Annotated in this window: 23 protein-coding genes; 10 read left to right on the top strand and 13 right to left on the bottom strand. The window is 34.4% G+C overall.

The features are described from left to right. Positions 1-7: 7 nt before the first annotated feature. The 4 genes from flhB to flgA form a co-directional block, all read right to left on the bottom strand. The gene (flhB, locus tag A9G48_RS02655) at positions 8-1,138 is read right to left on the bottom strand and encodes a flagellar biosynthesis protein FlhB (RefSeq protein ID WP_034947173.1); all 1,131 of its coding nucleotides are present in this window, start codon (positions 1,136-1,138) and stop codon (positions 8-10) included. Positions 1,139-1,278: 140 nt separating this feature from the next. Continuing rightward, entirely contained in the window at positions 1,279-1,713 is a 435-nt protein-coding gene (locus A9G48_RS02650) for a flagella synthesis protein FlgN (RefSeq protein ID WP_034947175.1), read from the bottom strand. A 21-nt stretch (positions 1,714-1,734) separates the two neighbouring features. Beyond that, on the bottom strand, positions 1,735-2,031 hold the full coding sequence (flgM, locus tag A9G48_RS02645) for a flagellar biosynthesis anti-sigma factor FlgM (RefSeq protein ID WP_034947177.1): 297 nt from the start codon (positions 2,029-2,031) through the stop codon (positions 1,735-1,737). 79 nt (positions 2,032-2,110) lie between these two features. After that, entirely contained in the window at positions 2,111-2,746 is a 636-nt protein-coding gene (gene flgA, locus A9G48_RS02640) for a flagellar basal body P-ring formation chaperone FlgA (RefSeq protein ID WP_034947179.1), read from the bottom strand. 177 nt (positions 2,747-2,923) lie between these two features. Between flgA and flgB the strand changes: the two genes are divergently transcribed. From flgB to flgJ, 9 genes are read left to right on the top strand one after another with little or no spacing between them, the layout of a single operon-like run. After that, positions 2,924-3,334, top strand: coding sequence for a flagellar basal body rod protein FlgB (gene flgB, locus A9G48_RS02635; RefSeq protein WP_034947182.1), 411 nt, complete (start codon positions 2,924-2,926; stop codon positions 3,332-3,334). 5 nt (positions 3,335-3,339) lie between these two features. Continuing rightward, on the top strand, positions 3,340-3,744 hold the full coding sequence (flgC, locus tag A9G48_RS02630; RefSeq protein ID WP_034947185.1) for a flagellar basal body rod protein FlgC: 405 nt from the start codon (positions 3,340-3,342) through the stop codon (positions 3,742-3,744). Between the two features lie 13 nt (positions 3,745-3,757). Next, on the top strand, positions 3,758-4,474 hold the full coding sequence (flgD, locus tag A9G48_RS02625; protein WP_065575748.1) for a flagellar hook assembly protein FlgD: 717 nt from the start codon (positions 3,758-3,760) through the stop codon (positions 4,472-4,474). 15 nt (positions 4,475-4,489) lie between these two features. Next, a complete protein-coding gene (gene flgE / locus A9G48_RS02620; protein ID WP_034947191.1) occupies positions 4,490-5,701 on the top strand; it encodes a flagellar hook protein FlgE in 1,212 nt (403 codons plus the stop codon). Between the two features lie 14 nt (positions 5,702-5,715). Continuing rightward, positions 5,716-6,471, top strand: a complete 756-nt coding sequence (locus A9G48_RS02615; protein ID WP_065568834.1) for a flagellar basal body rod protein FlgF — start codon at positions 5,716-5,718, stop codon at positions 6,469-6,471. 13 nt (positions 6,472-6,484) lie between these two features. Beyond that, a complete protein-coding gene (gene flgG / locus A9G48_RS02610; RefSeq protein ID WP_034947197.1) occupies positions 6,485-7,267 on the top strand; it encodes a flagellar basal-body rod protein FlgG in 783 nt (260 codons plus the stop codon). A 22-nt stretch (positions 7,268-7,289) separates the two neighbouring features. Continuing rightward, complete coding sequence (locus A9G48_RS02605) at positions 7,290-7,967, top strand: flagellar basal body L-ring protein FlgH (RefSeq protein WP_080715914.1); 678 nt, start codon at positions 7,290-7,292, stop codon at positions 7,965-7,967. A gap of 11 nt (positions 7,968-7,978) precedes the next feature. Then, positions 7,979-9,088: a flagellar basal body P-ring protein FlgI gene (locus tag A9G48_RS02600; protein WP_034947620.1), complete on the top strand. Its 1,110-nt coding sequence runs from the start codon at positions 7,979-7,981 to the stop codon at positions 9,086-9,088. A 42-nt stretch (positions 9,089-9,130) separates the two neighbouring features. Continuing rightward, entirely contained in the window at positions 9,131-10,168 is a 1,038-nt protein-coding gene (flgJ, locus tag A9G48_RS02595) for a flagellar assembly peptidoglycan hydrolase FlgJ (RefSeq protein WP_051825334.1), read from the top strand. A 161-nt stretch (positions 10,169-10,329) separates the two neighbouring features. Here the strand turns inward: flgJ and flgL are convergent, their stop codons facing one another. The 9 genes from flgL to A9G48_RS11505 form a co-directional block, all read right to left on the bottom strand. Continuing rightward, positions 10,330-11,286 (bottom strand): flagellar hook-associated protein FlgL, encoded by a 957-nt coding sequence (flgL, locus tag A9G48_RS02590; protein ID WP_034947203.1) that lies wholly within the window; start codon positions 11,284-11,286, stop codon positions 10,330-10,332. Positions 11,287-11,300: 14 nt separating this feature from the next. Continuing rightward, a complete protein-coding gene (gene flgK / locus A9G48_RS02585) occupies positions 11,301-12,944 on the bottom strand; it encodes a flagellar hook-associated protein FlgK (protein ID WP_034947206.1) in 1,644 nt (547 codons plus the stop codon). A 165-nt stretch (positions 12,945-13,109) separates the two neighbouring features. Continuing rightward, a complete protein-coding gene (gene motB / locus A9G48_RS02580) occupies positions 13,110-14,006 on the bottom strand; it encodes a flagellar motor protein MotB (RefSeq protein WP_051825336.1) in 897 nt (298 codons plus the stop codon). A 2-nt stretch (positions 14,007-14,008) separates the two neighbouring features. Then, on the bottom strand, positions 14,009-14,893 hold the full coding sequence (gene motA, locus A9G48_RS02575) for a flagellar motor stator protein MotA (RefSeq protein WP_034947209.1): 885 nt from the start codon (positions 14,891-14,893) through the stop codon (positions 14,009-14,011). A gap of 58 nt (positions 14,894-14,951) precedes the next feature. Next, positions 14,952-15,557 carry a flagellar transcriptional regulator FlhC gene (gene flhC / locus A9G48_RS02570; protein WP_051825338.1) on the bottom strand — a complete coding sequence of 202 codons (606 nt, stop codon included), beginning with the start codon at positions 15,555-15,557 and terminating at the stop codon, positions 14,952-14,954. A gap of 13 nt (positions 15,558-15,570) precedes the next feature. After that, positions 15,571-15,900, bottom strand: a complete 330-nt coding sequence (gene flhD, locus A9G48_RS02565) for a flagellar transcriptional regulator FlhD (RefSeq protein ID WP_080715915.1) — start codon at positions 15,898-15,900, stop codon at positions 15,571-15,573. Positions 15,901-16,083: 183 nt separating this feature from the next. Further along, on the bottom strand, positions 16,084-16,800 hold the full coding sequence (locus A9G48_RS02560; protein ID WP_065575747.1) for an RNA polymerase sigma factor FliA: 717 nt from the start codon (positions 16,798-16,800) through the stop codon (positions 16,084-16,086). A gap of 195 nt (positions 16,801-16,995) precedes the next feature. Beyond that, positions 16,996-17,808, bottom strand: a complete 813-nt coding sequence (locus tag A9G48_RS02555) for a flagellin N-terminal helical domain-containing protein (RefSeq protein WP_034947215.1) — start codon at positions 17,806-17,808, stop codon at positions 16,996-16,998. Continuing rightward, positions 17,792-17,956, bottom strand: a complete 165-nt coding sequence (locus A9G48_RS11505) for a hypothetical protein (protein ID WP_155268332.1) — start codon at positions 17,954-17,956, stop codon at positions 17,792-17,794. Before A9G48_RS11505 ends, A9G48_RS02555 begins: the two co-directional genes overlap by 17 nt. A gap of 195 nt (positions 17,957-18,151) precedes the next feature. Here A9G48_RS11505 and fliD point away from each other — a divergent pair, with 195 nt between their 5' ends. After that, positions 18,152-19,588 carry a flagellar filament capping protein FliD gene (gene fliD / locus A9G48_RS02550; protein WP_081295253.1) on the top strand — a complete coding sequence of 479 codons (1,437 nt, stop codon included), beginning with the start codon at positions 18,152-18,154 and terminating at the stop codon, positions 19,586-19,588.

Here is a 19,588-nt window from a genome sequence, read left to right as displayed (position 1 = left end):
ATTGCCTTTATTTATATTCAGATAATGACTCAGGTACCGGTAAATTTCTCGGAGTAAGTGGCTTATCACCTCCATATTTATACCAATGTTTTAACTGATATACCCAAGCTAAAATTTGAGCCACAGCGGTATATAATTCAGGTGGAATTGTTTCACCGATTTCACCATAGCGATATAAAGCCCGTGCCAATGGTGGTGCTTCTAATTGAGGGATATTATGTTCACTGGCGAGCTCTTTAATACGTAGTGCAATGTTATCCGTTCCTTTGGCAAGCATCTTAGGTGCTATCATGGTTTTTTCGTCATATTGCAATGCAACCGCATAATGAGTTGGATTGGTAACAATAACATTGGCTTTAGGTACGTCCTTCATCATTCGACGTCTAGCAATAGCTTGTTGCATTTGCCGAATACGCCCTTTAATTTGTGGATTACCTTCTTGCTCCTTAAATTCATCTTTCACTTCCTGTTTTGACATCTTTAATTTTTTTAAATTGCTCCAGATCTGATAAAAAATATCAAAACCAACCATTGGTATCAAAGCGATAATACTTAATATTACACACAAAATCACAAACTGAATTGAATTAGCTAACGCATTATTTAAATACATATTAGGTAACGAAAGCATACTAGGAAAGTAATGCAGTAAAAACAAAAGAACTGCAAAACTGACTAAAATTACTTTAAACATGCTTTTTAATAACTCAGCAAAAATTCTGGTACTAAATAATCGCCCAAACCCAGAAATTGGATTTAGCTTCTTAAAATTAGGTTTAATTGATTGCAGACTAAACAGTAAACCACCAATACAAATGGGTGCGATTATCGCTATAATTACTAAACCCAAAAAAATTGGTAAAATAGCCCAAAATCCTGCAGATAATAGATTAACCAAATTAAAGATGAGCAATTTATCATCATCTATTCTATAAGAAACTTTCATCGCCATTTGTATAACTGTGATTAGCTGACTTGCTAAATGCGATCCCATTAACCAAAATAAAGTAATACCAACCAACAAAATTAACAATGAAGTTAATTCTCGTGATCGAGGAATTTGCCCTTTTTCCTTAGCTTTCTTTATTTTGCTATCGGTGGGTTGTTCACTTTTATCTACGTCACTATCGTCAGCCATGATAAATTAAATAAACTCGTCTTATCTAATTAGAATTTTCAATGCCAACAGTATGAACGCATTAACAAAGCGTTATTGCCTTAAAAAGGCGATAATTTACTAGGTATTTATCTCGTTTAACTCAATAAAATTCAAATGAATTACACTTTAGCACGTTTTGATGAAATTATTTCCGTTTGTTGATAGCCATTATTGGTATAAATAACAGGGTTATTAATCTTTTTAAGATAATTAATTGATTGCTGTGTTCTATCCATTCGATTTTGGATAATCAAACCATTATCTCGGTTAATGCTTGCTAATAATTTTGTTGTTTCAGTAATAGATTGCCAATGGGCTGCAATTGTTGATTCTTCACTATAAGGGGGGTGAATATTGAACTGTTTACTTAACGTTATACGTTTTTCATCCAGTAACTTTAATTGTATAAGCAACTGACTTTTTTTATTAATAATTTCATTTAATTGATTTGTTAAACTATTTTCAATCAATATTTGTTGCTCTGTTTGCAGAATTTCTGAGAGTGTTTGTAACATTCTTGTTATTTTATTTAAGATGTTATCTAATTCTAACATTTTTATTTCCCTTCAACTCTATTATTCGATATTTTGTAACATTTGTTTAATAAGTTCGTCGGCAATTTTCTGGGTATCAATTACTAATGTGCCATTGGCAATGGCTTGTTTAATACTCTCAATTTTTTCTACATCAATATCTTTACCAGTCGAATGTAAAAGTGTTGTAGTATTTTGTGTTAAACTTACATTATTACTCACGTTTATATTATTTTTTGCCTGTACAGATACAGTCTGTTTTTTTTGCTGCTCATTGATGACATCACGGCTCAATAATCCTGATATGTTTATAACAGATTTTGTTGCATCTATGCTCATAAAATTACCTTTAATCAAAGTTAAGATTTAAATGGTTTGTTTAGCTTAATTATCGGCAATAATGAAAAAATCATTAATATTATTTATCAAAAATTATCACACCTTGACAAGTCAACTTACCTTCAACAATCTTACCAGAATGCAATTTAACACTAACGTTATCTTCTAATGCCGCATTATTCAAGATTTTACCACTAGCCATTATCTGATACCCTTGACCATTAATTATCACATTAACATTCTGCCCAGCTTTAACCTGCCAATTTTTTTGTAACATTGAGGTTCGGATAGGCTCATCAAGATCGATGTTTCTTAACGCAATATGATTAATAACTTGCTCTTTATCTAAAATCACCGCAAACGGGAGTGTATCAAGACGACCAATTTGTATTTTCAGATGTTCTGGTGTAATTACCTTACCGGCGCCAATAGCCTGATTAGCCACAACATAACCACCTTCAACAGCAACATTTATATGAAAATATTGGGTTTTCTTTCCACATTTAGCACTAATGGTCATCAAACCCCACTTTTTTTTCTTATTTATTAACGCTAATTTAGGCTCAATACAAGTTAATTCGGGTTTAGGAGAAGTATAGGTTATTACAATATTATCAAATTGATAATTTATATGCTTTGAAATTAATTTATTAACCTCGTCTTCAAGTGAATCAGCTACAGCAATATTTGCGCTAAATAACAGTATAATTAACAAAATTAATCTAACGATTATTATCATATCTACTAATTTTTAAAATTTTTTATAAACATATATTACTTGATGAACAAATTTATTGAATTTTGAAATAAGGACAATTTTTATCGTTATTTATACGATGATATTTTTTTGCTTCACTTAAAATCCTTGCTATCAAAAAAGTGAGATGATTTTATGTTTGATAAATTAGATAAATGGGTTAATTTTCACCAACACGCATTAAATATACGGGAAAAGCGACAGACCATATTGGCTGCAAACATTGCTAATAGCGACACCCCTAATTATCAAGCTCGTGATATTGATTTTAATGCAGAGCTAACCAAAGCAATTAAAAATCAAAGTAAGATAAATAATGTCGTGCTTAACACAACATTTAATAATCATCTGCAAATACCCATGCAAAACGCTACTAATCAAGAAATTCTATACCGTATACCATATCAGTCTGCCGCAGATGGTAATACAGTAGAAATGGACCAAGAACGTACGGAATTTATTGATAATAGCATTCACTATCAAAGTAATTTAACTTTTTTAAGTGAGCAATTTAAAAATATAATCTCAGTATTACAGAAGGGGTAATCGTAATGAGTTTTTCTATTTTTGCCATTTCAGGTTCAGCATTAATGGCACAAACCCAACGCATGAATATCAGCGCTAGTAATATGGCTAATGCAGATAGCATTACTAGTACCTCCGGCGAAGCCTATCGCGCTAAACAAGTTATCTTTCAAGTGGATGATAATGGTAAGAACAACCCAATTGCTGGGGTCAAAGTTTCACAAGTCATTGAAGATCCCACGCCAATGAATTTAGTGTATGAACCTAATCATCCATTAGCAGATGCAAAAGGCTACATTCAAAAACCCAATGTTGATGTAGTTGCTGAAATGGTCAATACGATCTCAGCATCACGCAGTTATCAGGCAAATGTCGAAGTGATTAATACTGCCAAAAATTTAATGTTAAAAACACTAACACTAGGACAATAAAAAGGAGTAATTCATGGGTATTACTAATTTTGCTGTTTCAGAATCATCAGGAATAAAAAGTCCACAAACAACAAAAAACTCATCTGACGGTAACTCAAGCAAGGAATTACAAGATAATTTTCTAACACTCCTTATTGCCCAAATGAAAAACCAAGATCCAACTAACCCAATGGATAACAGCCAGTTAACATCACAACTAGCACAAATCAACACATTAGCCGGAATAGAAAGGCTTAATACAACGTTAGGAATGGTTTCTGGGCAAATTGATGATAGCTTATCTGTTAATGCTAGTAATATGATTGGTCATGGTGTCATGGTGCCGGGCAATAAAATTTTAGTTGCTACATCCGAACTAGAAGAAACCGAAAAGGAAAAAGAAACAGTAACCACACCATTTGGATTTGAATTAACGCACGATGCCGACAGCGTTATCATCACTATTCAAGACGAAAATGGCAACATAGTACGTGAAGTTGATTTGGGTGCAATTCCTGCTGGAGTAAGCTCATTTACTTGGGATGGCATGTTAACTGATGGAACTATAGCACCTGATGGCAGCTATACCTTTTCAGTCAATGCTAGTTACGACGGAAAAAAAGTATCATCAACATCATTAGCATATTCGATGGTATATGGTGTTATCAATAGTAAAGTTAATAATAAAGTATTACTTGATTTAGGAATACTGGGTTCAATTAGTATTGACGAAGTTCGTCAAATTCTTTAAAGGAGATAAAGTTTTATGGGATTTTCTCAAGCAGTAAGTGGTATGAATGCTGCATCAAAACAATTAGATGTGATTGGCAATAATATTGCTAATTCTGCAACAGTTGGCTTTAAAAGTGCAAGCGTCTCATTTGCTGATATTTATGCAGGTTCGAAAGTCGGAATGGGTGTAAAAGTAGCTAGTGTGATCCAAAATTTTAACGATGGCACAGCAACAACAACAAATAACAGTTTAGATGTTGCTATCTCTGGTAATGGATTTTTTCGTTTAGTTGATAGTAATGGTCAAATTTACTATACCCGCAATGGACAATTTCAATTAGATGCTGAGCGAAATATTGTTTCAGCGGATGGGCTTCAATTGACAGGTTATCTGGCAACGGGTACCCCGCCTCAAGTGCAACAAGGTGCAGCACCGGGTCCATTAAAAATTTCTCAAGAAATGTTAAATGCATCAGCGACAACAAAGGCTTCTTTGCAAACAAACTTAAATTCCAATAGTGAAGTTCCCGCAAAACAACCCGTTAATCCCCTTGATGCCGATACATTTAATTATTCTACAACAATTACCACTTATGACTCGCTTGGTAATCAACGTAATGTTCAGATATTTTATGTTAAAACTGCTGATAATCAATGGGATGTGCATTATCTTGATAGCAGTGATCCTGATGGAAGTTTACAAAAATTAGGACAAATGGAATTTGATTCTTCGGGTAAATTAATTAGTGACCCTGAAATGACAATTAATATTAATGGGTTAAATGGATCTACTGATAATACCTTTACCTTATCATTAGCCAATAGCACTCAGCAAAATATGGGCAAAGAAGTCGGTAGTATTAAAACGCCAATCATTAATGGTTATGCACCAGGTAATTTAGTGGGTTATAGCATTAATGATGATGGTTCTATTTATGGGCTCTATTCTAACCAACAAACGATGTTATTAGGTCAAATCGCCATGGCTGATTTTTCTAATGTTAACGGTTTAGAATCAGCAGGAAATAATAATTGGCGTTCGACAGTTAATTCTGGTGATGAAATGTTAGGAGTGGCAAATTCTGGGACATTTGGCTCGTTAACAAGTGGAGCACTTGAATCTTCAAATGTTGATATGAGTCAAGAGTTAGTAAATATGATTGTTGCACAACGTAATTATCAATCTAATTCACAAACGATAAAAACGCAGGATCAAATACTCAATACATTAGTTAATTTGCGTTAATGTGAGGGTTATTTATGGATAGGGTTATTTACACTGCTATGTCAGGGGCAAGTCAAACACTGTCCCAGCAGTCAATCACCACACATAATTTAGCGAATGTAACCACTACTGGGTTTCGAGCACAGCTAACCGCAATGAAAGCGGTGCCTATAGTAGGAAATAGTATGCAAACACGAACCATGGTAACAGCAACCACACCAAGTTTTGACTCAACTATGGGGGCTTTTAATTATACTGGACGAAACCTAGATGTCGCACTGTCTGAAAATGACTGGCTAGCTATACAATTAGCTGATGGAAGCGAAGCTTATACACGAAATGGTGCAATACAAATCGACGAAAATGGTACACTTAATATTCAAGGCTATCCACTCATTGGCGATAACGGTGTATTAACCGTACCACAGCGTTCTCAAGTCAGCATTAGCTCTGATGGTACACTTTCCGCGTTAGGTGCAGGTGATAAACCAACCACTATTGCCCAAGCGGGTAAAATAAAAAAAGTACATTTAGAACATAATGAAATTATTCGTGGAGATAATGGCTTTTTTCAACTCACAGAGGAAACGCGCAATGCACGTGGTGCAGTTTTACAAGACAACCCTAACGCCAAACTGATGTCAGGAGTGTTAGAGGGCAGTAATGTCAATCCAGTCACCTCGATGATTGATTTGATTAGTCATTCTCGTCAGTTTGAAATGCAAATAAAAGAGATTACCACCGCTGATGAAAATGCACAAAAAGCCAATCAAATTTTATCTCTAACTTAATTAGGAGTAATCAATGATTAAATCACTATGGATTGCCAAAACAGGATTAACGGCACAACAAATAAATATGGATATTATCTCGAATAATTTAGCTAATGTCAGCACCAGTGGTTTTAAACGACAACGAGCGGTATTTGAAGATCTACTCTACCAAACCGTTCGGCAACCAGGCGCTCAATCTTCAGAGCAAACTACATTACCCTCGGGGTTACAAATTGGAACAGGTGTTCGCCCTGTTGCAACAGAGCGAATTCATAGCCAAGGAAATTTAGAATTAACTGATAATAGTAGTGATATTGCCATTAACGGACAAGGTTTTTTCCAAGTATTATTGCCAGACGGCACTCAAGCTTATACCCGTAGTGGTGCATTTCAAGTTAACCAAAATGGTCAATTGGTGACAGCTGCTGGTTATGAAATACAACCAACCATTAGCATACCTTCAAATGCAACTAAAATGACGGTGGCACGGGATGGTGTGGTTAATGTAACATTGGCTAACCAATCAACACAAATTCAAGTTGGTCAACTTACTTTACATACATTCATTAATGAAACAGGCCTTGAAAGTATTGGAGAAAATCTGTATTTAGAAACTGAAAGCTCAGGTGCGCCAACTGAAAATACCCCAGGGTTAAATGGTGCTGGGCTGTTATATCAGGGGTATACAGAAACCTCAAATGTGAATGTTGCCGAAGAACTAGTTAATATGATCCAAGTGCAACGAGCATATGAAATAAATAGCAAAGCTATCTCAGCATCTGATCAGATGTTACAGCGGTTAAATCAATTATAAATCAAATAATATGATAAAAATCATGAGATACTTTTGCCTTGTTAGCATATTATTTTTAATTAGTTGTGCACAATTGCCTAAAAAATCTTTAATTAAAGGCGAAACCAGTATCGTGCCACAAATACCCGAAATTGTGAATACTACAGGCTCTATCTACCAGGCGGCACAACCAAGCAGTTTTGGTTATCAACCTATGTTTGAAGATCGCCGCCCGCGCAATATTGGTGACGTATTAACAATCATCCTACAAGAAAATGTCAGCGCCAGCAAAAGCTCTTCGATAAATGCAGGAAGAAATGGTGCAGTTAATTTAACTGCCAAAACCATTCCTACCTTTTTAGATGGTTTAGTAGGACGCAACAAAGCCGACACCGAAATGTCGGGCAACAGTGACTTTAAAGGATCGGGCGCAGCCAATGCTAAAAACACCTTTAGCGGCACTATAACCGTCACCGTTAAAAATGTCATGGTAAACGGTAATTTACAGGTCGTAGGTGAAAAACAGATCGCGATTAATCAAGGAACAGAATTTATTCGCTTTTCTGGTGTGGTTAACCCAAGAACAATCAGTGGTAATAATACCGTTATTTCAACACAAGTTGCCGATGCGCGTATTGAATATGTGGGTAATGGTTACATTGACGAAGTGCAAACTATGGGTTGGTTACAACGCCTATTTTTAAATCTTTCACCTTTTTAATGAATATCATTATGCTTAAAAAATTCTACCCAATTATTTGCATAACCATCATGATACTGACAATTGTACCTTACAGTTATGCCGAGCGTATCCGTGATTTGGTCACCATACAAGGGGTTCGAGATAACGCCTTAGTGGGTTATGGAATTGTTGTCGGACTTGACGGAACCGGTGACCAAACCTCACAAACACCTTTTACCATACAAAGCATTACCAATATGTTATCTCAATTGGGGATTACCGTTCCAACTGGTAGTAATATGCAATTAAAAAATGTTGCCGCAGTTATGGTCACAGCCAAACTACCGCCTTATGCACGCGTAGGTCAACAAATCGATGTAATTGTCTCTTCGCTTGGTAATGCCAAAAGTTTACGTGGCGGCACATTAATTATGACGCCCCTAAAAGGAGCGGATAACCAAATATACGCCATTGCACAAGGTAATCTATTTATTGGTGGAATGGGCGCAAGCGGTGGTGGAAGTAGTATTACGGTGAATCAAACCTCAGGAGCTACAATCCCTGGTGGGGCAATTATAGAACGAGAACTATCAACCCGATTAGATGAGCAAGACATTATCCATTTACACCTTAATCAGTTTGATTTTACACGTGCTTTAAAAATATCTGAAGCCATTAATAAATTACAAAAAAATACGGCTGTGGCCATGGATGGTATAACCGTTTCTGTCAAAATGCCTAAAGAAAACCAAGAACGCGTAAAATTACTCTCACGCATACAAAATCTTGAAATTGGCACTACACCTATTTCAGCTAAAGTTGTGATTAATACCCGAACAGGAGTAGTGGTAATGAATCAGAAAGTACAACTGGATAATTGTGCGGTTGCACACGGCAACTTATCGGTAGTTATCAACAATAATCTTAAAGTAAATCAACCAAATACACCATTAGCCGGCGGCGAAACTGCAGTCGTACCAGAAACACAAATTACAATAGAGCAAGACAGCGGTGCTTTACATAATGTAGCTCCAGGCACTAATTTAAGCCAAGTCATTAAATCGCTGAATGTATTAGGAGCAAATCCGACTGAATTAATGTCGATACTTGAAGCATTAAAAAAAGCCGGCTGCCTACACGCAGCACTTGAAACGATTTAAAACTGTTTAAAGAGGCTAAAAACATCAAAAAGAAAGTATGTAATGAATAATAAAATTACCCAACAATTCAATCGATTTGCTTACGACTTATCGGGACTAAACCAGTTAAAACGCAATGCTATAACTGGTTCTACTGAAAGTATTAAACAAGTAGCAAAACAATTTGAATCCATATTTATTAATATGATGATGCAAAACATGCGAAAAGCTGTACCGGAAGGTGGTTTATTTAGCTCATCAACAACACAGCTTTTTACAGCAATGTTTGATCAGCAAATTTCACAACAAGCTGCGGGCAAAGGTCTAGGATTAGCTGAGATCATTACCAAACAGTTAATATCTAAAACATCGCCGTCTGTTAATGTAAATACTCATAATAATTTACAAGCTAATTCTAGTAACAATCAGACAAACCTACATTTAGCAAAATCATTATTTAGTGATACCTCATCGACTAACTTATCGCCTCAAGCTCTGGGACAAATGATATACCACAGTCTAAATACCAAAACTCAATCCTCTACAAATAACATACATGAGAAAGAATCGCTTAACTATATTGCCGAAGATTACGTCATACAATTTGTTCAAGAATGGCTAGAACCAGCCAAACAAGCCTCCAAAAGCTCTGGTATTCCTTATGAAGTGATTATTGCACAAGCGGCTTTAGAAACAGGTTGGGGACAAAAGCAGATAAAAACAGCGGATAATCAATCCAGCTATAACTATTTTGGTATCAAAGCGACATCATCATGGAATGGCAATTCGACCCGTTTAACTACCCATGAATTTGTCAATAATACCATGACAAAAATTAAAGATAATTTTAAAATTTACGAAAATAAAAAACAGGCACTAATCGACTATGTCAACCTACTGACAAAAAACCCACGTTACCGTGCAGTGGCAACCGCACCCGATGCTAGAACCGCCGCCAAAGCATTACAAGAAGCCCAATACGCAACGGATCCGAATTATAGCGATAAACTTATCCAGATCATTAATCGCATCGAACAAATTGCCAAAGCTAAACCTATCACAACTATATCAGGATTTAAACAATTAGCATTCAATAAATAAGCGGCATCATTATTGAACTAAAATATTACAAAACTAAGTACTGCTAATGAGCCGAATAATTAACGCTATTTTGAACGATAAAAAAGGAGGCTGTGCCTCCTTAACATTGTAGATATATATTATTGTTATTAATTATTGTAGGTAAATTGATTTGTTCCAACTTATTTCATTTGAAACAATGACATATTTTGCATTGTCATAAATGTATATTGGGCTGCTTGTAAATTCGCTTGTAGCATTACATAATCTGAAATGGCTTCGTACCAATCAACGTCTTCAATTTGGCTAATTTGTGTTTCAAATTCGATATCTAAAGTTTTACCGAGTGTTGTTAATCGGTCCACTTCTTCTAATACCGATCCCCCTTTTGCTCTGAGGGTTGAAATATTATCAAAAGAGTTATCAACGCCACAGCTTGCTTTAGATAAGCCTTCTCTAAATTGTTTAATGGTATCTTCATTATTGTCACCCAGTTCGAGCGTTAAAGCCTCAATAGCATAATCGATACTAGCAAATATATTGCTTTCTGCAGGCGAACCGTCTGGCAGCTTCACAGTAGACCCTGACATAAAGGCTTCAACACCGGTGAAACTAAGTGATACTTCACGTGAATCATCGATAAAAACATTAATAGTGGTTGTGCCTCCAACATAATTGACCTGACCTGATTCATCAACAACAAAAGGAGGAGTGTCATTTTTATTACCAGCAAACAAGTAGTTACCATTAGTGTCTTTAGAGTTCGCTAAAGCAACAAGTTGATCTTTTAAGCCTTGTAATTTATTAGCAAGATCACGCCTGTTCTCGTCATTTAATGTTTCATTACCAGCATAAACTAACATTTCTTGAATGTTTTGTATTACCGTATTAACTTCTTTCAATATGGTATCTTGGCGGCTAAGTGACTTATCAGCACTTTCACGAGCAGCTTGAAATTGACCATTTCTAGATTGTGCCTGCTTTAAGATTAATGACTGTGCAGCCCCCATCGGATCATCAGAAGGGGATAAAATCTTTTTACCCGTTGCTAAATGTAAACCTGATTTTTGCCACTTATTATTGGTATTTAAAATGCTATTTAAATTTTTTTGATACATTGAATTGGTACTTACACGCATTTTTTATCCTTTTATCACTTAGCTAAACTTAAAATGGTATCAAATAGCGTTGTTGCGGCATCAATAACTTTTGCATTAGCTTGATAATATTGCATATAAACCTGCATAGAGATATATTCTTCCTCAAGATTTACACCAGATATTGATTGATTTTGTTCATAAATCTGTTGCGTTATATTGTGGCTTGATTGTGCTGAAACTTTAGAAGTTTGTGTTTCACTACCAATATAATTAACCAACTTGTTATAAGCACTACTTAGTGTGGCAGTTCCATTAATTAATTTTTCATTCTGTATATCTAACAATTTAGTCACATTGCGGTTATCACCAGCACCATTTTCTTCATCATCAATACCGGTTGCCAATTTATCTACATCTTTGACTAACAACTCTAATGACGAAGCAATATCAGCAACAGGTTTAATTAGAAAAGAATCACCTTTAACCGGATTACCGGTTATTTCGATCGATAAACCATCAAAAACCAGTTTACCATTCTCAATTTGGGGAGTAATAGTTTGATTATCAGATAGCCTTGTTACAACCCAATCGCTTCCATTAAATTCGATTCTATAATCAGACGCTTTTACATTGTTAACTGAATCAAAATGAATTTTAGCTACAGCATTCCCTTGATTTTTAGAGTTGGTGATACTACTCGGTTGGCGATAATCAAATAATTTTTCACCAGCATTACCATTAATATCGACCCCAGACATATGTACTTCATTAAAACGCTCAGCTAAATTGAGTGCAATTAAGCCTAATTGATTGCGCGTTTGAGAAAGTGGTCCATCACGAAAAGTTAATATTCCATTTAATCGGCCTGATGCAATATTTTGACTTGTCAGTTCTTGAGTTGCACCAGAATTATGCGTATAAATAATAGTATTGAGTGAAGGATCCTCTTGCGAAGGTTGAACTGATAATAAATTCACTGACGAGCCTTGCACTAAACTTAAACCGTTAGATAACGACAGATTATATTGTCCATTTTGTTCGGTAACGGTGATGCCTATTATTTCACTTAACTGATTAACTAGTTGATCACGTTGATCAAGCAATGCATTGGGTTCATTGCCACCACTTACAGCTTGTAATTTTGATATTTTTTGATTTAACTCAGCAATTTGCTCTAAATAAGTATTTATTTGATCAACATTATTGGTTAGCTCTGTATTTATATTAGCAATTTGATTTTTCAGACTATTTTCAGTTTTGTTAAACTGCGCAACTAAAGAGGTCAAATCACTGATAACACTTTGCTTTGTTGATGCATCACCTGCATTTGAAGTTAATTTCTTTAAACTTGTAAAAAGATTATTCATTTGAGATGAAAGGCTAGTTTCGTTTTCGGCTAATAGATTATCAACTTTAGATAATTCATTATAATAAGCTTTTATTGAACCACTTTGTGATTCCGATTGACGCAACTGTCCTACTACAAATTGATTAAAAGCACGGTTAACTGCCGAGACTGATACGCCATTGCCAACAAAGCCAAAATTATGATGCGTTCCATTAGCTTGGGTTAAAACTTGTTGTTGACGATTGTAACCTACTGTATGGGCATTACTGATATTATTACTAATTACATTAAGCATATTTTGCGCCGCATTTAATCCACTAATACCCGTATTCATCAATGAATTTGACATAAAAAAACTCCTAAATATAATTTTTATTAATAATATCAATAAAGCTAAATAGATTATTTTCTATATCGGCTTAATTTCTCAAAACTTTAGTAATTTTTGAAAAATTTTTAATACCTGCAACAAATAAACTCATTTATTATTTTTCATAATAGACATCTATTGTGATTATTTTGCTTCAATTGGCTTTGATTGCCTTAAAAAATCAATGCCTGTCATACTATTTTCTTCTTCAATATATTGTTGCGCTGCTTTATTTAAAATTAAGATACTAATACGGCGATTGGCGTCATTACTATAATTTGGATTGTTTAAGCCAACAGTATCAGCAAGTGCGATAATGCGAATAATTTTACCTGAATCTAATCCACCAGCAATCAGCTCTCTTCTTGATGAATTGGCTCTATCAGCTGATAATTCCCAATTACTATAACCACGGTCCCCTGTTATATATTGACGCTCATCAGTATGACCAGACAAAGTGATTTTATTGGTTAATGAATTGATAATAGGTGCCAATGCACGCAAAATTTCTCGCATATTGGGATCAATAGCTGCGCTACCGATATCAAACATTGGTTTATCATCTGAGGCTAAAATTTGAATACGTAGTCCCATTTCAGTTAATTCAATAATTAAATTAGGTGCTAGCTTTTTTAGGCGTGGATCTATTTCAAATATCTCGAAGATTTTACGGGCTGTTTCAATTAACTCTATCTGTTCAAGATGTTTTTTTTCCAATTCATATTGCTCCTCTAGGTGAGCAATATCATTTCTTTCTTCACCAAGTTGTTGAGTAACATCCTCACCACCACCAGGAATAGGGCTTTCACTGTCACTAATATTGTTACCACCATTTTGCCCCAGAATTAATGGCGTTCTAAAATATTCAGCTATGCCTTGTAACTGTTGTGGGGTTGAGTTGGCTATTAACCACATTACTAAAAACAACGCCATCATGGCTGTCATAAAGTCAGCATAAGCGATTTTCCAAGAGCCACCATGATGCCCTTCACCATGTCCCGACTTTTTTCGAGTTATAATTCTTATTGAGCTATTTTTCATTGTTAATTATTTTGATTTTGGTTGGTATTCTTATCTTTAACTTCTTGAATATATTTTTCTAATTCAAAGAAAGATGGACGCTCATCAGAAAATATCATTTTCCGTCCAAATTCAATACAAATTTGTGGAGCATAATCATGCATGCTTGCAATCAATATAACTTTGGCGCACTCAAGTATTTTGACTGAGTCAGCATTTCGTTGCTTTAATAAAGCCGCCAAAGGAGAAATAAAACCATAAGCAAGTAAAATACCCAAAAACGTTCCAACCATAGCGTGTGCTATTAACTCACCTAGCTCACTTGCTGGTCTATCCGCTTGAGCAAGGGTATTAATTACGCCCATAACAGCGGCAACAATACCAAATGCAGGCAACCCATCACCAATACTCGAAATGGCACTAACTGGTTTTTCTAATTCATGCACAAAAGTTTCAATTTCTTCACTCATTAGTGCTTCAATTTCATACACATCCATATTGCCACTAATTATCAACCGTAAATAATCTGTTATAAAATCTAAGATTCGAGAATTGGCTAAAATAAGTGGATACTGTTTAAATAGTTCACTTTCCTGAGGGTTATCTATATCAGTTTCAATGGATAATGAACCATTTTGGCGAATCTTAGTCAAAATAGTGTACATTAGATTAATTAATGTTAAATAAAGCGTTTTATTAAAACTCGAAGGTTTAAATAATTGTTTTAAGGCGTTAAGTGTAGTTTTTATTACTTTTTTTTCATTACTGACAATAAAGGCTCCGATAGCCGATCCCCCAATAATAAGAAATTCTAACGGCTGAAAAAGGACCGCTAAATAACCACCACTTAGCACATAGCCAAGTAAAGCAGAGGCGACAACAACAATATATCCTATAATAATTAGCATTGGCTTTCTTATTTCTCCATAAAATAACAATAAATAGGTTTTTATTCCTAAAATTTATTTAACTTGCTACCTGCTTTGCAAACGCTGTATTAAAACTATTAGGAATGGATAGTACCTGCAAACATTTAGCGTGATTATCTTTATGTGTCTTATGATTTTTTTCTGCTCTAGATGGTGGTTGACATAAGCTACATACAAAACTATTGTGTGGATGATAAGCATGAGTAATAAAACGCCCTTTGCATTCTTTACAGCAAGATTGTTGCATTACTTTACTTTCAACAAATTTGACTAAAATCCAAGCCCGAGTTAGCCCTAACACGGGCTCTTCATTGTGAGCAAATGGGCATTGTTCTAAATAAAGCTGGTAAGCTTTTAAAATCGTGTGGATACCTGGTTTTGTGCCATGCTTCACTAAAAAATGATAAGCATTATAAAAAATACTAGAATGAATATTTGGTTCCCATGTCATAAACCACGTGGTTGAAAAAGGTAATAAACCTTTAGGTGGTGGGCAACCTTGAATTTCTTTATACAATTTAATCAATTTTCCACGGCTTAAATTTGTTTCACTTTCAAGCATTTGGATTCTTGCACCCAGTGAAATTAAACGAATGGCTAATTGTACCTCTTTATATTTTTGAACAATACTTGTACATCTCATTCTATTTACCTACCTACTTATTGATTGAGTCTAATAGTAAACTAGATAAAAGAATCCCTGTATGCATCTGTTTAATATCGCTAACACGAGAGTCTTCAGTTAGTTTTTTAATCATTTCTGAATTTTCAAATCGTAATTGAAAATTTAATTGATTTGTTTCAGATAAAACTAACATTTGCGACGCAGTTAAATTACTAAGTATGTCAGCAGTTTCTTCATCAATACCTAATCGATACATCCCCATAACTTTATCTTTCTCAAGCATCCGTTGGCTTAACAGCAATGTTGAAAGATTCAAATGATGTATACATTTAAGAATATCGTTCTCTAGTATGTTACCCAATTTAATCACCAATCTTAGTTATCTTTAGTTCGCATTAAAAAAAACAAAAACAGCAAAAATACAACATTAACTGTTTTTTTATATATAAAGTTACATTTTTAAACGAAAAAGGTCAATAAAAAAATCATTTCAATTTATTTTCGTTTAATTACACTTTATTTTACGCTGTTTAATTTTATTTTTCTATGGATTCACTTTACTTTGTATTCTTTTTATCGCTTGGCTATGTAATTGGCTTACCCTAGACTCACTAATATCCATTACTTTTCCAATCTCTTTTAAATTGAGTTCCTCTTGATAATAAAGCGCTAAAATCATTTTTTCTTTTTCAGGCAAGTTTTCAATTTGTTGGGTTATTTGATCGCAAATTTCTTCATTGATAACAGACAAAAAAGGATCTTGATCCTCGCCATGATCAATAATAGCATCAATACTATCCCCCAATTTTTTCTGCATCTCATCATAAGAGCAAATCTGGCTACAATTTGAATCCAACAAAGCCTTGCGATATTCATAAATCGACAATTGTAAATATTCAGCGATTTGATAATCGCTTGGTGTGGTACCTAACCTTTGCTCTAATTCATTAATAGCACAGGTAATATCTTTAATTTGTTTTCGAGTTTGCCTTGATAACCAATCTCGACTCCGAAGTTCATCTAACATGGCGCCTTTTATTCTTGGTATAGCAAAAGTTGCAAAAGTATTGCCTTGCGAAGCATCATAACGCTTGATGGTATCTAATAAGCCGATATAACCGACTTGCAGTAAATCATCCAACTCTACTGTTGTGGGTAAACGAACGGCAAGTTTTAATGCTTCATTACGAACTAAATGGACATATTGTTGCCAATCGGTTTGATTCACTACACCTTGCGAGTTATATAAACTATCACCCATTTTTTTTAACCCATTTTAAAAAAATGCTTAATAATATTATGACGATAAGATGATAATTTAATGACAGGAATAAAGGGATAAAAATTGGGTAATTACAATTATTAGCCATAACAGCATTAAAAATGCCGTTATGGCTAAATTACATAATTGAAGTGATCAAAGAATCAGATAGATAAATTCTTACAACAATAAAAATTACTGTAACAAAGAAAGAACAGATTGTGGCACTTGATTCGCTTGTGCTAATACAGAAGTACCTGCTTGCTGTAAAATTTGACCTCGAGTCATGTTTGATACTTCTGTTGCGTAATCAGCATCTTCAATACGGCTACGCGCAGAACTTAAGTTATTTACAGTATTATTTATATTAGTTACAGTTGATTCGAAACGGTTTTGTACCGCACCAAGCTGCCCACGTAATGCATCGATTTTTGATAACGCAGCATCAATAGTTTTTAATGGATCGGCTGTTGGTGTATCAGATACGTTAAATGCATTTAAACCAAGTTCAGTACTATCAATTTTTTTCAAATTGATTTCAATGGTTTCACCATCGTTTGCACCTACTTGGATTTTAAGTGTTTTATCTTCAGACAATACTTTTGAACCATTAAAATCAGTTTGTTTAGAAACGCGATCGATCTCATCTAAACGTTGATCGATTTCATTTTGAATTGATACTAAATCACTTTCAGAGTTGGTTCCATTTGCCGCTTGTACGGTTAATTCACGGATACGTTGTACGTTATTATTGATTTCATTTAGCGCACCCTCAGTAGTTTGCGCAAGTGAAATACCATCATTTGCATTACGAGCTGCTTGAGTTAACCCTTTAATATTTGATGAAAATCGGTTAGCGATTGCTTGACCTGCTGCATCGTCTTTTGCGCTATTAATACGCATACCAGATGAAAGACGTTCAATAGAAGTACTAAGAACGCTTTGTGAATTGTTAAGGTTATTTCTTGCCATTAAAGACATAGTATTAGTATTAATTACTTGTGCCATTTTTATCTCCTTTAATATGATTTTTTAAATCAACGACATATTGAAAAATATGTTCAATATTTTTGCTGATAAATAATTTATCGGTAACAAAATAAGAAACTTTAATATTTTTAATAATTATCTTTTTTAAAAGCGCTATTTTAGTCATAAAAACAACCAATATTTATAAATAAATCATTTTGTTAATGTCGTTTTTAAACAATCTACTTAATGATGCTTTTTCATTCAAAAAATAAAAATATTTCTATGTATTAAATAAATCTTGAGATGATGGCTAAATTTTTGGAAAAACTGGTCGATATAAGGTGCATTAATTAAATAATTGTTATAGGAAGAATAAATCATGGCAATGAGCGCATTAGGAATTGGCTCTGGAATTGATCTTAATGGTATTTTAGACCAATTAGAAGCAGCTGAAAAAACACGTCTAACGCCAATTACAACGCAACAAAAATCCATTAATGCAAAAATTAGTGGTTTTGGTAAATTAAAAAGTGCGTTAACAACATTTAATAGTGCAACACAAAAACTTCAGAAAAAAGAGCTTTTTCAAAGTAGAACCGCGACAGGTGGTAATGACAATTATTTTTCAGTGAAAGTAAACAGCAAAGCAGTGTTAGGTAATTATGCTATTAACATTGATCAGTTAGCAACGTCTCATGGCATAGCAACTTCGCCACTCAATGATAAAAACGCTAAATTAGGTAATGATAATCAAACTCGAACTATCACTATTGAACAAGCAAATGGTCAAACACTTAATGTCACTTTATCTCAAGATGAGACATCATTAGAAGCAATAGCCAATGCGATTAACAATGCCCAAATGACTAATGAAGATGGCACAACAAGTCCGTCAACAATGAATTCAACCATTGTTCGTTCAGGAGCAGATGGCTATCAATTAGTCATTACATCGAAAGAAACAGGTGAACAACAAAGTATTACGTCTATTTCATCAGACGATGAAACCTTAAATAATATTATTGGATTTGATATTAATCAGCCTAACAATACCCACATGACAGAAGTGACAAAAGCGCAAGATGCTAAATTTTCGTTTAATGGCATTGCTATAACTAGTGGCTCTAATACTGTCAAAGATGTCATTAGTGGCGTTGATATTACGTTAAAAGAAACCACAACAACTAGCCAAAACCTTGCTATAACCGCTGATAATGAAAAACCTGAAGAAGCTATTAAAGAATGGGTAGAGGCATTTAATCAATTACAAACAACGATATCAACGTTAACAAAATTCACCATGAATGATACAAATTCAGACGAATTAAATAACGATAATGGACCACTTATTGGAGATTCAACCTTACGTAATATTGATCAAAGTATCCGCACAATATTTGCTAAAGGGCAGCCTGGTGAACTTTCTGTTCTAGCACAAATCGGCATTAACATGGATAAAGATGGCACCTTAAAGATTAACGAAAATGAACTAAAAAAAGCACTTAATGAAAATAGTGATGCGGTGGCAATACTATTTACAGGTGATGATAACGCAACTGGACTTGCCAATGAACTTTTTGAAAAAGTAAGCGGATTTATTGATAATGATGGCATGATTGATTCAGCAACTAATGGGTTAAATTCCACTTTAAAATCATTAGATAAACGTCACGAACAGGTAAGCAATTCCATCGAACAAACTATTGAGCGTTATCGCGTTCAATTTACCAAATTGGATATTTTAATTAATGAGTTAGATAGCATGAGTAATTATTTAACAACCCAATTTGACATGATGGCAAACTCGAAGAAATAA

The organism is Gilliamella sp. wkB18 (assembly GCF_001690875.1).
Classification (GTDB): domain Bacteria; phylum Pseudomonadota; class Gammaproteobacteria; order Enterobacterales; family Orbaceae; genus Gilliamella; species Gilliamella apicola_A.
The sequence above is the reverse complement of the archived record's forward strand: the minus strand, read 5'-3'. Positions and strand labels throughout refer to the sequence as shown.